Origin of the sequence: Rhizobium sp. WCS2018Hpa-16 (genome assembly GCF_031843705.1) — a bacterium.
In the GTDB taxonomy this organism is placed as follows: domain Bacteria; phylum Pseudomonadota; class Alphaproteobacteria; order Rhizobiales; family Rhizobiaceae; genus Agrobacterium; species Agrobacterium tumefaciens_C.
In genome coordinates this window covers 816,899-833,000 of sequence record NZ_JAVTIX010000002.1, presented here as the reverse complement: position 1 = coordinate 833,000, position 16,102 = coordinate 816,899, and the positions used below count along the sequence as shown (strand labels likewise).

14 protein-coding genes are annotated in these 16,102 nt (G+C 57.5%); 6 read left to right on the top strand and 8 right to left on the bottom strand.

All coding sequences use genetic code 11. The annotated features are described in order from the left end of the window. Nucleotides 1-15: 15 nt before the first annotated feature. On the bottom strand, nucleotides 16-1,476 hold the full coding sequence (locus RQI55_RS10100) for a YdiU family protein (protein WP_243256984.1): 1,461 nt from the start codon (nucleotides 1,474-1,476) through the stop codon (nucleotides 16-18). Nucleotides 1,477-1,682: 206 nt separating this feature from the next. On the opposite strand from RQI55_RS10100, the gene RQI55_RS10095 reads away from it, so the two are divergent. Then, nucleotides 1,683-3,461, top strand: coding sequence for a di-heme-cytochrome C peroxidase (locus RQI55_RS10095; RefSeq protein WP_243256412.1), 1,779 nt, complete (start codon nucleotides 1,683-1,685; stop codon nucleotides 3,459-3,461). A 96-nt stretch (nucleotides 3,462-3,557) separates the two neighbouring features. On the opposite strand, the gene RQI55_RS10090 is transcribed toward RQI55_RS10095, so the two are convergent. Then, nucleotides 3,558-3,977, bottom strand: a complete 420-nt coding sequence (locus tag RQI55_RS10090) for a hypothetical protein (protein ID WP_243256413.1) — start codon at nucleotides 3,975-3,977, stop codon at nucleotides 3,558-3,560. 141 nt (nucleotides 3,978-4,118) lie between these two features. Between RQI55_RS10090 and RQI55_RS10085 the strand changes: the two genes are divergently transcribed. The 3 genes from RQI55_RS10085 (at nucleotide 4,119) to RQI55_RS10075 (ending at nucleotide 6,347) form a co-directional block, all read left to right on the top strand. Continuing rightward, complete coding sequence (locus tag RQI55_RS10085) at nucleotides 4,119-5,834, top strand: GH32 C-terminal domain-containing protein (RefSeq protein WP_243256414.1); 1,716 nt, start codon at nucleotides 4,119-4,121, stop codon at nucleotides 5,832-5,834. A gap of 62 nt (nucleotides 5,835-5,896) precedes the next feature. After that, on the top strand, nucleotides 5,897-6,070 hold the full coding sequence (locus RQI55_RS10080; protein ID WP_192063656.1) for a hypothetical protein: 174 nt from the start codon (nucleotides 5,897-5,899) through the stop codon (nucleotides 6,068-6,070). Between the two features lie 28 nt (nucleotides 6,071-6,098). Further along, nucleotides 6,099-6,347 carry a hypothetical protein gene (locus tag RQI55_RS10075; protein ID WP_042618310.1) on the top strand — a complete coding sequence of 83 codons (249 nt, stop codon included), beginning with the start codon at nucleotides 6,099-6,101 and terminating at the stop codon, nucleotides 6,345-6,347. A gap of 66 nt (nucleotides 6,348-6,413) precedes the next feature. Here RQI55_RS10075 and RQI55_RS10070 read toward each other — a convergent pair whose 3' ends face one another. From RQI55_RS10070 to RQI55_RS10060, 3 genes are read right to left on the bottom strand one after another with little or no spacing between them, the layout of a single operon-like run. After that, nucleotides 6,414-6,614, bottom strand: coding sequence for a heavy-metal-associated domain-containing protein (locus RQI55_RS10070; RefSeq protein WP_243256415.1), 201 nt, complete (start codon nucleotides 6,612-6,614; stop codon nucleotides 6,414-6,416). A 26-nt stretch (nucleotides 6,615-6,640) separates the two neighbouring features. Further along, nucleotides 6,641-7,051 (bottom strand): Cu(I)-responsive transcriptional regulator, encoded by a 411-nt coding sequence (gene cueR, locus RQI55_RS10065; protein ID WP_243256416.1) that lies wholly within the window; start codon nucleotides 7,049-7,051, stop codon nucleotides 6,641-6,643. Then, nucleotides 7,048-9,549 (bottom strand): heavy metal translocating P-type ATPase, encoded by a 2,502-nt coding sequence (locus tag RQI55_RS10060; RefSeq protein ID WP_243256417.1) that lies wholly within the window; start codon nucleotides 9,547-9,549, stop codon nucleotides 7,048-7,050. The genes cueR and RQI55_RS10060 overlap by 4 nt, the downstream gene beginning before the upstream one ends. 271 nt (nucleotides 9,550-9,820) lie before the next feature. Between RQI55_RS10060 and RQI55_RS10055 the strand changes: the two genes are divergently transcribed. Next, nucleotides 9,821-10,438, top strand: a complete 618-nt coding sequence (locus RQI55_RS10055; protein ID WP_243256418.1) for a DUF2799 domain-containing protein — start codon at nucleotides 9,821-9,823, stop codon at nucleotides 10,436-10,438. A 25-nt stretch (nucleotides 10,439-10,463) separates the two neighbouring features. Here RQI55_RS10055 and RQI55_RS10050 read toward each other — a convergent pair whose 3' ends face one another. Further along, on the bottom strand, nucleotides 10,464-11,297 hold the full coding sequence (locus RQI55_RS10050) for a penicillin-binding transpeptidase domain-containing protein (protein WP_243256419.1): 834 nt from the start codon (nucleotides 11,295-11,297) through the stop codon (nucleotides 10,464-10,466). 109 nt (nucleotides 11,298-11,406) lie between these two features. After that, a complete protein-coding gene (locus RQI55_RS10045; RefSeq protein ID WP_243256420.1) occupies nucleotides 11,407-11,883 on the bottom strand; it encodes a YcgN family cysteine cluster protein in 477 nt (158 codons plus the stop codon). 184 nt (nucleotides 11,884-12,067) lie between these two features. On the opposite strand from RQI55_RS10045, the gene RQI55_RS10040 reads away from it, so the two are divergent. Then, the gene (locus RQI55_RS10040; RefSeq protein WP_243256421.1) at nucleotides 12,068-14,248 is read left to right on the top strand and encodes a transglycosylase domain-containing protein; all 2,181 of its coding nucleotides are present in this window, start codon (nucleotides 12,068-12,070) and stop codon (nucleotides 14,246-14,248) included. A gap of 27 nt (nucleotides 14,249-14,275) precedes the next feature. Here the strand turns inward: RQI55_RS10040 and RQI55_RS10035 are convergent, their stop codons facing one another. Continuing rightward, complete coding sequence (locus RQI55_RS10035; RefSeq protein ID WP_279290409.1) at nucleotides 14,276-15,874, bottom strand: anti-phage dCTP deaminase; 1,599 nt, start codon at nucleotides 15,872-15,874, stop codon at nucleotides 14,276-14,278. Nucleotides 15,875-16,102 lie beyond the last annotated feature (228 nt).

Sequence of the window (16,102 nt, the reverse complement as noted above, 5' to 3'; positions counted from 1 at the left end):
CTTAGTTCCCAACTATCACGTCCCACAAAACGTCCGAAACACCCGCTCATGCCCCATCGGCGCCTGCGCGTAAACCGCAAACTCCGGCAGCTCCTCATAGGGCCGCTGGATCGCTTTCAACATGGCGTGGAACGGCTCAAGATCACCATCTTCCACAGCCGCTGCAATCAGCTCCTCGATGCGGTGGTTGCGGGGAATGCGCGCCGGGTTGACCGCCCGCATGGCCTTTGCGCGGTCGCTCTCGGTTGCGCTTTCGCGCCATGCCCGCTGCCGCCAGCGCGCCAGCCATTCGTCAACCCCGGCCAGATCGGTAAAGGCGCCGCGAAACGCCTCCGGGCTGCCATCGGCCGCGTCGCATAGACGCCGGAAGGTCAGCGTGAAATCCACCTCGTTGCGCTGCATCAGCGCCAGCAGATCCTGCACCAGTTGCTCGTCGGCGTCATCTGCGGTCGAAAGCCCCAGCTTTTCGCGCATGCCGGAAAGCCAGCGTTTCGGGAAATCCGTGGCAAACTCCGCCAGCACGCCATTGGCCAGCTCCACAGCCTTTTCGGCATCTTCATCCAGCAGTGGCAGCAGGCATTCCGCCAGCCGCGCCATGTTCCACTGGGCAATGCCCGGCTGGCTGTTATAGGCGTATCGCCCGTTCGCATCGATCGAGGAAAACACCTTGTTAGGATTATATTCATCCATAAAGGCACATGGCCCGAAATCAATCGTCTCGCCTGATATCGCAACATTGTCGGTATTCATCACGCCATGGATGAACCCCACCATCAACCATCGGCACACCAGCGCACGCTGACGCTCGGCAATGGCCTGAAGCATGGCGTAATAAGGCCTCTCTGCCTCCCGCACATGCGGGTAGTGCCGCTCAATCACGTAATCGGCCAGCACCTTGATGGCCTCATTATCTTCCCTTGCCGCAAAAAACTGGAACGTGCCGACGCGGATATGGCTTGCCGCCACGCGCGTGACCACGCCACCGGGCAGACCGGTTTCCCGCTGCACCCGCTCACCCGTCGCCACCGCCGCCAGCGCGCGCGTGGCGGGAATGCCGAGCGCATGCATGGCTTCAGAGACGATATATTCCCGCAACACCGGCCCTAGCGCCGCCCGCCCATCGCCGCGCCGTGAAAACTTCGTTGGCCCTGCGCCCTTCAGCTGAATATCTCGGCGTTTGCCATTGATATCAATCACTTCGCCCAGCAGAATCGCCCGCCCGTCACCAAGCTGCGGCACGAAATTGCCGAACTGATGGCCCGCATAGGCCATGGCCAGCGGCTCCGCCCCTTGCGGCACGGCATTGCCGGAAAACAGCGCCGCCAGCCGCGCGTCATCAACGCCTTCAACCTCAAGCCCAAGCTCCGATGCCAAGGGGTGGTTGAATGCAAGCAGCAAGGGTGCTGCAACCGGCGTGGGCAAGGCAGCGGCGGTAAACCGCTCTGGAAGGCGCGCATAGGAATTGTCGAACTGGATCACGGGTTTTCTCCCTGTTTGCCCATATATGGGATCAGCGATGCGCAAATTCGAGTGTCTGCAACAGCAAAGCTCCATAAGCTCTTTAGCAAGTACCGTTATACGTGTAAAAGATCACATACGAATATTTATAATTGAATAACACAACCTGCACTAGCACTCTGCGATGGGGTTTTTCCATTGGAGCTTGAGTGGGGTATTTGCATATGACATTCCGTTTTTCACCAACATTGATGGCTGGCGTCTTTTCGCTCTGTCTCACCGCGCCGGTCACGGCGCAGCAAATCGTCTATACCGATCAGGGCAACAACTGGAACGCCACCACGCGAAACCTGTACTATACACAGGATCAAGGCTCGCGATTTATCGCGCTGTCGTGGCTGCAGGCGCTCAAGCATCCGGATGGAACGAGCTTTCTTGCCGATGGTCTCGCCCGCTATGGATACCTGCCGATGGAAGGCCCGTCCATGGGTCTGCCCGTCGGCTTTCCGGTTACGGGTGATGACGAGCAGCAGATGGTCGGCATGACCTGTTCGGCCTGTCATACGCGCGAAATCGCTGTCTCCGGCACGCGATACCGCATTGATGGTGGACCGGCCTTGGTGGATTTCCACGGCCTTCTGGTGGACGTCAACAATGCCACGCAGGCGGTGGTTAATGACAAGACGGCCTACGAGGCCTTTGCCCGCGAAGTGTTGGGAACGGAGTATCAGGACCCCAACAGCCGGGCATGGCTGGAAACGGAATTCCGGCTGTGGACGCAGCGTTTCAATGCCATCGTGGCCAACGGCGTTCCGCATGAAAGCTGGGGCGTTGGTCGTCTGGATGCGGTCGGCATGATCTTCAACCGGCTGACGGGGCTGGATATCGGCCCACCGCCTTCCAATCTGATGGTCGCCAATATCAAGCCGGCAGATGCGCCGGTCCGCTACCCCTTCCTGTGGAATGCTTCCATTCAGGATTATACCCAGTGGCCGGGTTTTGCCGCCAATGGCAGCGATCTTCTGGGCCTTGCCCGCAATGTGGGCGAAGTCTATGGCGTGTTCGGAGAATTCGCGCCGAAAAAGGAAAAATGGTCCCTGCTCGGTTATGATTACCTGACCGGCAACTCCACCAATTTCAGTGGGCTTTCCACCCTTGAAGGGCTGATCCAGAAGATGGGTCCGCCAAAATACCCCTTCCCGGTTGATCAGACGCTGGCCGCACAGGGCGCCGCTATCTTCAACAGCTCCGGCAACAATGGCTGTGCCGATTGTCACGGCATCAAACCGGGCAAACAACGCCTGTTCAACAAGACATGGGCCACACCCATTCTGGATGTCGGCACTGACAGCCGTGAGTATGACACCATGAACTGGACCGCCGCGACCGGCGTCATGCAGGGTGCGCGTATTCCGTTCGCAAACGACAAGCTTGGCAAGACCGAACCGTCGATCGATATCCTGACCGTTGCCGTGGCTGGCAGCATTCTGCAGCACTATGGCAGCATGCTTTTGGATGGTCGCATGAATGTTGTATCGCTTCTTGCATCCGCCCCGTCTGCCGTAGCCAAGAGCTCCAGCATCCCAGAACTGAGCCTGCCGGGGCGCATGCAGGAGCTGAAGGAAGCCTTCCCCAGAACGCGTGGCGAAGGCCGCACGGTCATGAAGAAGACCGCGCCGGATGGATCGACCGATTTCAAATATGAATCGCGCGTCCTGCAGGGCATCTGGGCAACTGCGCCCTACCTGCACAACGGCTCCGTTCCCACGCTGGCAGACCTTCTCAAACCAGCCGCAGAGCGCCCTGCGCAATTCAATGTTGGCCGTGACTACGATATTGAAAAGGTTGGCCTTGCCGCAGCCCAAAGCGGCCTCACATCCACCACCGTGACCACAGGCTGTGAAAACCGCAATTCCGGCAACAGCCGCTGCGGCCACGAATTCGGCACCACGCTACCGGATGCGGAAAAGCACGCCCTTCTGGAATATTTGAAGACCCTCTAAAGCGCGGCGAACCGACACGGCCCCTGCTGCCCGGTTCGCCGGGCCAGCAGGGGCCGTGTGCACGCGAGATGGAATGAGCCAGCCCGAAAGGATCCGTCACATCAGTTCATGCTGATCCACATGCTTCCAATGGCCATGCACGATCCGCCCCTTATAGGGTGGTGCCGCAGTGCCACTGCCGAAAAAGATATACCACAGAAGTTCACCCATTCTGCCGAGAAGAGTTTTCGGCTTGGACGCTGTGGCCGGTTCTCGTTCCGGCTTTTCCTGCGCAATCTCATGGTCGCCGCGGTCCGCCTCCAGCAGGAGATTGATTGCAGCCTGCGCCTGCCGCAGTGGTACGCGCACCGGCACACCACCCATGGCATTGGCGAAATGACCGAAGTTGGTGATTGTCGTGGTCGGTAAATCAACCACCACAATGCCGTGCCCTTCAAGGAATGACCGCGTTACGGCAAAGTCGATATGAGTGAAAACGGTAGCAACCTTTGCAACCCGGTCGCTGATTTCATTCATGTCCCACGCCCCCAAAGAAAACACGAATGTGCCGCTGATGGCACCCCTATTAGCCTTCATAATCCGCAACTGACACACTGAACTTTAACCTGCCACTTTCGTTCCTATGCTGTGCAACCATAGAGATGAAAGGATAGTGGAATGAATGACATCGCATTGCCCGCTGAGGTCGAGAGCGCTGTGCGCACCATACAAACCGATCTGCCGGTCAACGCCACTATCCATGTCTGGCTGAAGGCAAAGAAGGCCGATGAGCCGGGGGCGGTGTCATTCTCCAACCATAATGGCAAGTTCGGTGAGGTCTCATCCACCAATGTGGATGAGTATAATTTCCGCATCTATCAGGTGTTTGGCGGCGGGCGTATTGAGATGAGCTACGACACGGTCACCACCGCCGTGTCTGTCATCTACTGGTTCATTGCGTCCGATGTGCTGGAAACCGGCATAACAGTTGTCCACACCAAGCCGGATAATGCCGCACCGGAATTGCCCGACAGTTACCATTTCCGCCCGCCCTTCGGCTGGATGAACGATCCCAATGGCTTTGGCCGTTTCGAAGGCCGCCCTCACCTCTTTTACCAGCATTATTCTCACGGGCTGCGCTGGAACACCATGCACTGGGGCCATGCGGTATCGTCGGATTATCTACGTTGGCGGCATCTGCCGATCTTCTTATTTCCGTCCGAAGAACTCACGACACGGCCAGACAAGCGCGGCGGCGCTTATTCCGGCTCCACCATTCCGCTGGTGGAAGGCACCGGTATTCGCGTCTTCTTTACCGAGCAGGTGCAGGACCGCGTTCCCGAACAGCAGATCCAGCTGACCGCCACCTCTTCTGATCTCATCATGGCCGGACAGGCAGACGTCATTCTGGGCAATCGGCCCGATGGGCAGGGCCTGACGCCTGACTTCCGCGATCCTTACGTGTTCCGGGGGCCGGATGGCCTATGGAAAATGCTGTTGGGCAGCCAGAGCGATGGCGGCGGGGTTATTCTGCTGTATGAGACGCAAGACCCCACTGCGGCATCCGGCTGGACCTATGTCGGCAAGCTGTGGGTGGAAACGCGCTATAAGACGACGGCGGTGGAATGCCCCTGCCTGCTGCCGCTGGATGGCCCGGCTAATTCCCGCTCCACCCGCTGGGTGCTGGTCTATGGCCTGATGCATTCGGAAGACGCAGCAACCGGTCGCAAAAACCTCACCATGGCCGATGTCGGCTGGTTCGATGGCAAGACTTTCGTCAAGGAATTCGGCCAGGAGCTGGATTTCGGCACTGACAATTATGCCTTCCAGGCGTTTCTGGATGGCGATACCATTGTCGGCATCGGCTGGTTGGCCAATTGGGCAGATGCAACGCCGGAGATCGATTTTCCCACCGCCATGACCTTGCCGCGCCGCATGATCTTCTCCAACGGCGCGCTTCTGACGCCGCCCATCGGCGCTGCGGAAAGCCTGCGCCATCGCATTCTGGACCGCACCCGGCTTGCCGCTGGCGACACTGTCGAGTTTCCGAATGGCGCATTCGAAATTCTGTTCGAGCTGGAAAAGCCCGGCCTGCCCTTCGATCTGGAACTGGACCACCCGACCGTCAAGCTGGGTGTCGTCTGCGATGAAACCGGCCTCTGGATACGCTATGAGGACGATCGCGAAGGGCCGACGCCGCGCTATATTTCAGAGGGCGCGCGCCCGTTCCGCCTGCGCATTTTCGTGGATTATGGCTCCATCGAGGTCTTTGCCGATCATGGCCGCTTCGTCGGCACCAAGCGCATAGACAGTTTCGAGCCGGTGCGCTCTGCCCGCCTGAAAGCCGCTCAAGGCGCGGTTTCCCACGCGACGACATGGATGCTGAAACAGTAGCCCTCAGGAACCTTCGCACCTTTGGTCCGTTCTCTTGATAAGCAATATATCAGGAGAGCCCTATGTCCAAAATTGAAGAGAGAGACCCTATGCTGGCCTCCACCGAAGCGGGAGAAGACAAGGGCACGAAGAAGAAGGCCGGTCGCGGGATCATCCTCGCGCTCGCTGGCTTCTGCATCATGGCCTTCGTCATCTACCTCTCGATGATCGCCATCATGACCACCCAATCCTCTTAAAACTCATAAAACAGGCAGGAAACACATCATGGATCCGCGCGATAAGATTTCGACAGGTGAAGATGCTTTCGATCAGGATATGGTCGAACTCGATATTGATGACCTTCCCGCGAAGGGCGAAATCCCCCAGCAGTTCGAGCATGAACTGATGGAAGAGGAAGCTGAGAGCGAAGACGACCCTTATCAGGAAAGCGACGAAGCGCTTCCCGACGATGAGGAAGAGCGCGTGATCGATCGCAATCCTTCCCGCGAAGGTGGCGCGTTCGACGACGTTTGATCTGACGCATTTCAACTCATTAAAAGGCCGGGCCTGTCATTGAGACGACCCGGGCTTTTTACGTGTTCAGCCCGCACGTTCCGGGCTGTATCCCGCCTCGCGCATGGCTTCTTCCGCCTTTGCCGCATCGCCATCAATGGTCACGCTGTGCGCCGCAAGATCGATGGTGATGTCAGTGCCGGGAAGTGCGTCTGCTACCGCACCGCGAATGGTTTTTTCGCAATGGCCGCAGGTCATATCTGGCACCGTGAATGTGGTTGTGGTCATGGGATTGTCCTTTCTTTTCAGATATTTCAGAGTTTCAAATCGGCCCCATCGATGCCCGCCAGATCATCCAGAATGGGGCAATCGGGCCTGTTGTCTCCGCCGCAGCAATGGGCCAGGTGAGAGAGCGTTTTAACCATGCTCTTCATCTCGGCAATCTTGCGCTCGAGATCGGCAATATGGGCGGTGGCTATGTCCTTCACGGCGCTGCTTTCCCGGGTCTTGTCCTGCCACAGCGCCAAAAGTGTCTGCGTTTCTTCCAACGAAAAGCCCAGCGTGCGGGATCGCTTGATGAAGCGCAGCGTATGCACCTCCTCTGCGCCATAGGTGCGGTAATTATTGCCGGTTCTGGCCGCAGGCGTGATGAGGCCGATCTGTTCGTAATAGCGGATCATCTTGGCCGATACGCCTGATGCTTCCGATGCCTGACCGATGTTCATGACGAAACCCTCACCGTTTTCAGGCGCAGGGCATTGCCCATCACGAAGACCGAAGAGAGCGCCATGGCCCCGGCCCCTATCATCGGCGACAGCATGATGCCGAAGGCCGGGTAAAGCGCACCCGCCGCCACTGGTATCAGCGCCACATTATAACCGAAGGCCCAGAACAGGTTTTGGGCGATGTTGCGCATGGTGGCGCGGCTCATCTCTATGGCATGCACCGCGCCCATGAGATCACCCCCCACCAGCACCACGTCAGCACTTTCAATGGCGACATCCGTGCCCGTGCCGATGGCCATGCCCACGTCAGCCTCAGCCAATGCCGGGGCATCATTGATGCCATCTCCCACGAAGGCCAGCGTGCCTCGGCCCTTTCGCAGGTCCTTGATGGCCTTCACCTTTCCCTCAGGCAGCACCTGCGCAATCACGTGATCGATGCCCACCTGTCTGCCGATGGCATGTGCCGTGCGCTCATTGTCGCCCGTCACCATGGCGACCTCGATACCCATGGATTTCAACGCCTTGATGGCCTTGGCGCTCGAAGGCTTCAGCGGGTCTGCCACGGCCAGAATGGCTGCAAGCTTTCCATCCATGGCGGCATAGAGCGGCGTCTTGCCCTCATCACCCAGCCGCTGCGCGGTGTTTGCGAATACGTCAACGGAAAGGCCGAGCTTCACCATGAACCTGTCTGCCCCGACATGGACCCTGCGACCATCCACGGTGGCGGAAATGCCGTAGCCGGGCAGGTTTTCAAAGTCTGTCATGGTGGGTGAGTTATCGGGCAAAGCCACTGCCGCCCGCACGATAGCCTCTGCAATAGGATGTTCGGAACGGCTTTCAACCGCAGCCACCAGCCTCAGAATCTGCGCAGGCTCGAAGCCTTCCACCGGTTCCAGATCGGTCAGCTCAGGCTTGCCCTTGGTCAGCGTGCCCGTCTTGTCCACCACCACAATTTTGACGGATCGCAGGGCTTGCAGCGCCTCGCCCTTGCGAAACAGCACACCCAGTTGCGCCGCCCTGCCCGTGCCGACCATGATGGATGTCGGTGTGGCCAGCCCCATGGCGCAGGGGCAAGCGATGATGAGAACGGCGACCGCATTGATGAGGGCATAGGTATAGGCAGGCTGCGGCCCGAACATGGCCCAGATGATGAAGGTCAGCACGGCAATGGCCATCACCCCGGGCACGAACAGCGCGGTGACCCGGTCCACCGCCAGCTGGATGGGCAGTTTCGCGCCCTGTGCCTGCTCCACAAGGCGTATGATCTGCGCCAGCATCGTATCTGCGCCCACCTTGGTGGCCCGGAATTTCAGCGCGCCATTGCCATTGATGGTGCCGCCCGTCACGGCATGGCCCACGGTCTTTTCCACCTGCACCGGCTCGCCTGAAATCATTGATTCATCGACAAAGGACGCGCCCTCCACCACCTCGCCATCAACCGGCAAACGCTCTCCGGGGCGGATGATGACGATATCGCCGACGACGACCTCATATGTTGCAAGATCAAGCATTGCGCCGCCGCGCTCGACCCGCGCTGTCTTTGCCTGAAGGCCCGTCAGCTTGCTGATGGCATCGCCGGTCTTGCCGCTGGCACGCGCTTCCAGCAGCCGCCCGATGAGGATCAGCGTCACCACGACGGCAGCAGCTTCGTAATAGACATGCCGGGCATCATCAGGCAGCAAGCCCGGCGCAAATGTGGTGACGAGCGAATAGAGATAGGCCGCACTCACACCCAGCGCCACCAGCGAATTCATCTCTGGCGCGCCATGGGCAAGGGCCGGAAAACCCGATTTCAGAAAGCGCCAGCCGGGGACGAAAATGATGACCGTGGTCAGCGCGAAATAAAGATAATAGAGCGTCTGCGTCTCGATGACGCCCATCAGCCAATGGTGCATGGGCGCATAGACATGCCCGCCCATTTCCAGCACGAAGAGTGGTGCTGTGAGAATGGCGGACAGGATCACGTCGCGCTTTAACCGCGCCTCATCATCCTGCCCGTGGTTGTGGTCTTGGGAGGTCTGAGCGGCACCGGAACCGGGGGCCTTCAGCGCAAAACCGGCGAGCCTTGCGGTTTCCACCAGCGCCTCACGCTGCCGGTCACCGCCCATGGTGTCCACGGTAACCGCACCGGTCTCGGCATTCACGAGAACGCTGACCGTTGTGGCGACAGAATCCAGAACGCCCTGCAAACGCGCCGCATCGCCAGCTTTCAAACCATGCGCGGTGAGTTGAATAGTGCGGGGCGCAACCTCATAGCCGATCTTTCTGACGGCAGCGGCGAGCGTCGTTGCTGAAAATCCATCCGCCGGCTCCACCGTCAGCCGCTTCGTCGCAAAGTTCACTGAACTTGCCGCCACCCCCGGCACCTTGGCAGCCGCTAGCTCCACCCGCCGCACACAGGACGCGCAGGTCATGCCTTCGACAGCGATGGAAAGCGGCTCTGCCTGAGTGCCTGAATGGGTGCCAGTATCGGCGTTTATCTTGACGGTCTCGTTCATGGGATTTCCCCTTTCACAGACCCATGTAATGCTTCCCATGATGGGAAGGTCAAGGGCTGCCGGTCCTTATTCCACCCCTCCCCTTCAGCGCAATCTAATTCAGTCTATTCTTGATTTCTTATGTTCTATTGCAGATCTCATTGTTATGTAGCAATTCGGAATTCTGCTTATATCCTCACCTTTGAACTGATCTGTGAACTCTTTCCAGTACATCTGGAATATCTCTTTCACCTATGCTTTAAAAATCCGGGGTTTTTCATCGGGGGTATCTATGCGTTTCTTGCCATTCATCGGCCTAGCGGCCGTCATCACGACGCTTGCCTCATGCGGCACCATGTCCAAGGAAGAATGCCGCGTGGCTGACTGGGGTGTGGTGGGCGATACGGATGGCGCGGCGGGCTACAATCCGCAGAGCCGCTTTGCCGACCATGTCAAATCCTGCTCCAAGAGCGGCGCAACACCGAACCAGACCCAATGGTATCAGGGATATCAGACCGGCATCAAACGCTTTTGCACCCCGCTAAGCGGTGCCTCCCATGGAGAATCCGGCGGTGCCTATAACAATGTCTGCCCACCTGAGATGGAACCGGGATTTGTGCGCGGCTATAGCCTGGGCAAGCGGGTCTATGATCTGCGCTCCCGCATCGATACTCTTCGTTCCGACGTCCTCTCCCGGGAATCGGAAGCCAACCGGCTCTCCGAAGAGCTGAAAAAGGCCGAGGACAAAGACCGCCGCAACCTGCGCGACCGCATCGATGATCTTGAACGAGACCGCAGCCGCGCGCGCCGCGAGGCCGACGACCTCGGCTATGATCTGAGCGAAGCCGAACGCGACCTAGGCTACTTCCGCCAGACCTCCGGCGTACCGATGGCACCGGCGCGTTATTAATCGTAAAATAAGGGGCCGTGCACCCTCACCGACGCACGGAAACCCTTGCGATATCGCGAAGAAACTCATCGCGCACCACCTGCCCCATGGGGGTGTCAGATGGTTTGTCGTTGATGCGCAGGCGGGCGAAGACGATGTGTTGGCCTTCGCGTTCTGCCCAGCCCACGAACCAGCCGAAGGGGCGCTGCGGGTCTGGCTTGCCATCATCGCCGTTAAGGTTTCCCATGCCTGAGGTGCCGTGCACGCTCCAGGCTTCGGCGGCATCGAACACTGGCATGATGGCGCGGGTCTTGTTTTGCGCATCCCGCGCGAAGGGCAGATTGTTGCCCATCAGGCGGCGCAGGAATCCGACCTGCTCGACCGGCGATATTTGCAGCGAGCCGCCCATCCAGCTGGCCATGCCCTTTGGCGTTGTGCCGGGTGCGCCCGCCGTACTGGTGGTGCCGAAACCCAGCCGCTTGACGTAGCTTAAAAACTTTTCAGGGCCGAGGCGGCTGGCAATCTCGGTGCCGTACCAGTTCACGCCATTCTTCTGCCAGGCGCTGGGGTCCACCTTGCGGCGCTCTGCCGGGGCGGCATCCATGCCTTTTTGCCAGTCCCACACCGGATTGAACTCATCCAGCAAGACGCCGGAATCATAGCCGATCAGCGCTAAGGGAATGTTGAACGTCGCGCCCGGCGGCACGCGCTTGTCACACGTGCCCTGCTGCGTCATGACTGCACCAGTTTCCACCGAGGTCACGAAGGTGCATTCGTAAACATGCTGCGAGGCATTGGCCCCGCCCGGCACTAGGCCAGCGCCAGAAAGGCCAGCGGCGGAAAGGCACAGGGCTTTGAGAACAGCGCAGCGGGATAGCATTCATTTTCCTTGTAACCGGTGCTCATGCAGGCCGATAAGGGGTCGTTGATAAAAGATGGCATGGTTTAAGTGCAAGTTGGGGCAGCAATAGGACGAGGCAAATTGCCCTTCATCTCCGTTGTGCCGCAGGCTCATCCCCCACCGTCAACGGCCAGTCTACAACGTAATTCTCAAAATCGTCCACATCAACCTGCTTTTCGTTGATGGTGCGTCCGCGTGCCGAAATGCCAGCCACATGCACCGTTTCCGGATCACCCGAAACAAGGTGGTGCCACCAGTAAAGATCTTCGCCATCACGCACCAGCGCATAGGCGCACGTGGGCGGCAGCCAGCCGATTTCGTTGACGAGCTTGAGGTTGAGCTGGATGCAATCCGGCACCGTATCAAACCGGTTGGGGTAATCCGAACAGGCGCAGCTATCGCCATCCAGCAACTGGCAGGCGACTGATGTGAACACCACTTCGCCGGTGTCCCAGTCTTCCAGCTTGTTGAGACAACAGAGCCCGCAGCCATCGCACAGGCTTTCCCACTCGGTGTTACTCATTTGCGCCAGTGATTTCGTTTTCCAGAAGGGCGCGTCACTCATCGTTAACATTTCCGTTCCATTTTGCAGCATCGGGCGGCAACGTGATCCCCGTTTGCCATATCGCAATCTACCGGATTATGAGATAATCGCTAAATCCGGCAGAGTAGTGGTGATGGTGGAATGACCCGCGCAAGGTCGCTGCGTCAAGCAAATGCTGGCGAGATCGAACAGGAATACGTTTCAGGTGCAGGAAGACAACAACAAGAAACCGGCGCGCCGTAAGCGCCATCTTCTGCTGCGCATCGATTCATGGATCGATTCCAGCCTGTGGACATCCGCGTCGCGCCTGCTCGATTTCTGGGAAGATGTGACCATCGCATCGCGCAAGCTGCATGTGCGCGGCTGGAAGAAATTTCTCATCAACATTGCCGATGATGCCCTGACGGTTGGCACCGCTGGCACCGTGTTGATGCTGGCGCTGGCGCTGCCCGCCTTTGAGGAAACCAAGAAGGACTGGCGCTATCGCGGTGATTTCGCCGTGACATTCCTTGATCGCTTCGGAAACACCATCGGCCATCGCGGCATCATTCACGAAGATTCCGTGCCAATCGACCAGATGCCGGATCATTTCATCAAGGCGGTTCTGGCCACCGAAGATCGTCGCTTTTTCGAACATTTCGGCATTGATTTCATTGGCCTTGCCCGCGCCATGAGCGAAAACGCGCGCGCAGGCGGCGTCGTGCAGGGCGGCTCCACGCTGACGCAGCAATTGGCCAAGAACCTGTTTCTGACAAATGAGCGCTCGCTGGAACGCAAGATCAAGGAAGCCTTTCTGGCGCTTTGGCTTGAATCCAACATGTCGAAAAAGGAAATCCTCAGCCTTTATCTGGACCGCGCCTATATGGGCGGCGGCACCTTTGGGGCGGCGGCGGCAGCGCAGTTTTATTTCGGCAAGAACCTGACGGACGTGACGCTGGCGGAATCCGCCATTCTCGCCGGTCTGTTCAAGGCGCCTGCGAAATACGCGCCGCACGTGAACCTGCCGGCGGCGCGTGCGCGTGCCAACACCGTACTTTCCAACCTTGTGCGCGGCGGCTTGATGACCGAAGGACAGGTTATCGGTGCACGCCGCAACCCGGCCACCGTTATCGACCGCGAAGACGTGAAGGCACCGGACTATTTCCTCGACTGGGCCTTTGACGAAGTGCAGCGTCTGGCCAAGGATGGCAAGATCAAAGACCACACGGTCATTGTGCGCACCACCATCGATACCGGCCTGCAACAGGCGGCTGAACAGGCGCTGGAAGGCAGCCTGCGCGAATTTGGCGAAGGCTACAAGGTCAAGCAGGGTTCGATTGTGATGATCGAAAATGGCGGCGGCATTCGCGCCATGGTCGGCGGGCGGGACTATGGCGAAAGCCAGTTCAACCGCGCAACGGCGGCCCTTCGCCAGCCGGGCTCATCCTTCAAGGTCTATACCTATTCCGCCGCCATGGAGAAGGGTTACAAGCCGGAAACGCTGATTTCAGATGCGCCTGTCACATGGCGCGGCTGGTCGCCGCAAAACTATGGCCGCTCCTATGCGGGCAAGGTGACGTTGCAGACGGCGCTGGCCAAATCCTACAACACCGTGCCAGTGCGCCTTGCCAAGGATGTGCTGGGAACGCAGATCATTGCAGATACGGCCAAGGCCATGGGCGTTGCCACGCCGCTGCGCACAGACAAAACCATTCCGCTCGGCACATCCGAAGTGACCGTGCTGGATCAGGCCACCGGCTACGCCGTTTTCCCGGCAGATGGCATGCAATCACGCCGCCACGGCATTGCGCAGGTGCTGGATTACGAAGGCAAGGTTCTCTACGATTTCGAGCGCGACGAGCCACCGGCGCAGCGCGTGCTATCCGAAGACGCCAATTCCAAGATGAACCGCATGCTGGTGACCATTCCCGTGGAAGGAACGGCGCGGCGCGGCGCACTGGACAATGGCATCGTCTCAGGCGGCAAGACCGGCACATCACAATCCTACCGCGATGCCTGGTATGTGGGCTTCACCGGCAACTACACAGCCGCCGTCTGGTTCGGCAATGACGACTTCACCTCCATGAACAACATGACCGGCGGCGCCCTGCCCGCCATGACGTTCAAGAGGCTGATGGACTATGCCCACCAGGGCATGGAACTGCGCCCCATTCCCGGCATCCAGAACCCGTTGCCCAATGGCACGCACCCCAAACCCGCCACCGGCGCAGTCGTCGCCTCCACAGACGCCAACGCCCTCCCCGCCCTCACCCGCCCCCGCTCCCTCTCCGCCGAAGCCACACGGGTTATTCGCTCGATTGGCAAACGGCTGAAGGAAGCGTCAGCGCCTTCGTTGACGGTGCAGAAGGTGGCAGGCGTTGAGACGGATGGTGGGGTGAAGAGGTAGGGTTCTAAACTAACTTTACGATAGATTTCATTCAGAAATACAGTCGCTGGTAGTTCGTTGTTTTGCTGCTTCATTTTCAATTTTGAGGCGCTCCCCAAACTTATGAATCTCTTTAAAAACGAGTGAAATCGCTGGCTCTTCATTTGCTATATAGGCAGAGCTGCGGTCCTCGATGCGGGGAACCGGCTTTCCTGCTGCCCACGCCTGAGCTTTGCCCATCGAATCTTTTCTTTTCTTTTTTTCAAATATATCTCGATAACGGCGAGGTGAAATGCCTATAAATGGTTCGAAGAGAACCTTAATGTCAGCCTCGTCTGCCGAAAATGTAATCGAATCTTCATGTAAATCTTTGGCGTGGCTTTTGGGATAGGGCTCCAGAAAAACAACCTTTTTAACCCCTGACGAAACGATATGTTTTGCGCACATGTGGCAAGGAAATGTTGTAGTGAAAAGTATAGAATCCTGCAGCGATTTGCCTTTGCGAGCAGCGTCTGTAATCGCTGACATCTCTGCGTGAATTATACGCCCGAACTCAATGATATCCATAACTTTCGAGTCAGAAATTAGCTTTGTCGAGAGTAAGGTTTCAACCTGTGCATAGGTCCCGCCTACAGCTTTGAGCTTAGGAGAAATAAAATCGAGCTTGCCCAGTCGGTCAACAAGATCGAATAAAAGCTGCAACTTTCGTGCGTGGTTGCCGTCTTCTCCCTCCTCAAAATCTCGGTGAGGCGGCACATCCGGATCGTCGCACCAATAAGTACCTCCAAAAGCCTTTGGCACCTCATTACAGCCGAGCGTAATAACTTCTCCGGTTTGGGAAAAAATTGCGGCACCAATCTGTCTTGAGAGATCTAACGATCGGAGAGACGCACCTGCAGCAGCATACATGCCATACTCGCGTTTAGTCGGCGACATTCCGTTGTGGCCGAAAAATGCTTTAATGAACCTATAAATGACTTCTTTTGTCTGATCGCCAGTACCTCCTGGTACAAAAACGTCTCCCATATGAAAGACGTCTGAAACTCTCTGACCATAATCGTCATCGATTTCGTGATTATCTCTCTCGATCAGATCAATCGCAGTTTTCTCAGCATCGGAATCTTCGACTAGGCTTGTGCGGTACTGTTTGATCTTTTTCATCAATTGTCGGCGCCGTTCCTCAGCGTCAGCGAAGACTGATATCTGAACAAACTTTCTACCATAGACCTCTCGAAGGAGAGCGATTTCTTCAACCCGCTTAAACTGTCGTAGAACAAAAGCTCTTTTAAGAAGGGGCTCATTGCGCGCATCTTTTTGATCAAGTTGATTGGTACCAAGCTCCACCCGGAGGCGCCTGATTTCACTTATTGCGATGCATGCAAGTGCCGCATTGTTTTTTGTTTCTCGTCTCACCTTATCGGCGTTTTTTATCAATGAATGATAGCGGTCTCCATATGTTGCGTCCTCAGATGTCAGATTCGGCAACAGATCATTCATGACGGACGTGATGTGAATGACACTGACATTGTAATGTACATCTGTGAGTGCGTTACTCAGATGTTCGATCACTGCGTCCATGTCGACCCCAATTGGGCCCACTAGACCGATTACAAGTTCTGGATTGTCAACAATGGCTTTTGCGTTCAAGACACACCTTAATAGGAACTTAACGACCCAAGGCCGATTATAGATTTCGTAACGGCATTAATAATTGTATGGTCGATTCGAAGTTTTCTGAGAGGATAAAGATCATGGATACGAAAACTGTCAATAGTGACGTCGTCTCGAGCACAACCAGAGGGCAGCAACTCTGGTCAATCATGACTGACGCCGCAAAAAACGTGCTGGAACGCCCTGACAACCAAAGAGGGCCTT

Excerpts from the sequence above, each read along its gene's own strand:
- RQI55_RS10085 (WP_243256414.1), top strand. The coding sequence starts at position 4,119 with ATGAATGACATCGCATTGCCCGCTGAGGTCGAGAGCGCTGTGCGCACC.
- RQI55_RS10045 (WP_243256420.1), bottom strand. The coding sequence starts at position 11,883 with ATGAGTGACGCGCCCTTCTGGAAAACGAAATCACTGGCGCAAATGAGT.
- RQI55_RS10050 (WP_243256419.1), bottom strand. The coding sequence starts at position 11,297 with ATGCTATCCCGCTGCGCTGTTCTCAAAGCCCTGTGCCTTTCCGCCGCT.
- RQI55_RS10095 (WP_243256412.1), top strand. The coding sequence starts at position 1,683 with ATGACATTCCGTTTTTCACCAACATTGATGGCTGGCGTCTTTTCGCTC.
- RQI55_RS10070 (WP_243256415.1), bottom strand. The coding sequence starts at position 6,614 with ATGACCACAACCACATTCACGGTGCCAGATATGACCTGCGGCCATTGC.
- cueR (WP_243256416.1), bottom strand. The coding sequence starts at position 7,051 with ATGAACATCGGTCAGGCATCGGAAGCATCAGGCGTATCGGCCAAGATG.
- RQI55_RS10055 (WP_243256418.1), top strand. The coding sequence starts at position 9,821 with ATGCGTTTCTTGCCATTCATCGGCCTAGCGGCCGTCATCACGACGCTT.
- RQI55_RS10090 (WP_243256413.1), bottom strand. The coding sequence starts at position 3,977 with ATGAATGAAATCAGCGACCGGGTTGCAAAGGTTGCTACCGTTTTCACT.
- RQI55_RS10080 (WP_192063656.1), top strand. The coding sequence starts at position 5,897 with ATGTCCAAAATTGAAGAGAGAGACCCTATGCTGGCCTCCACCGAAGCG.
- RQI55_RS10060 (WP_243256417.1), bottom strand. The coding sequence starts at position 9,549 with ATGAACGAGACCGTCAAGATAAACGCCGATACTGGCACCCATTCAGGC.
- RQI55_RS10075 (WP_042618310.1), top strand. The coding sequence starts at position 6,099 with ATGGATCCGCGCGATAAGATTTCGACAGGTGAAGATGCTTTCGATCAG.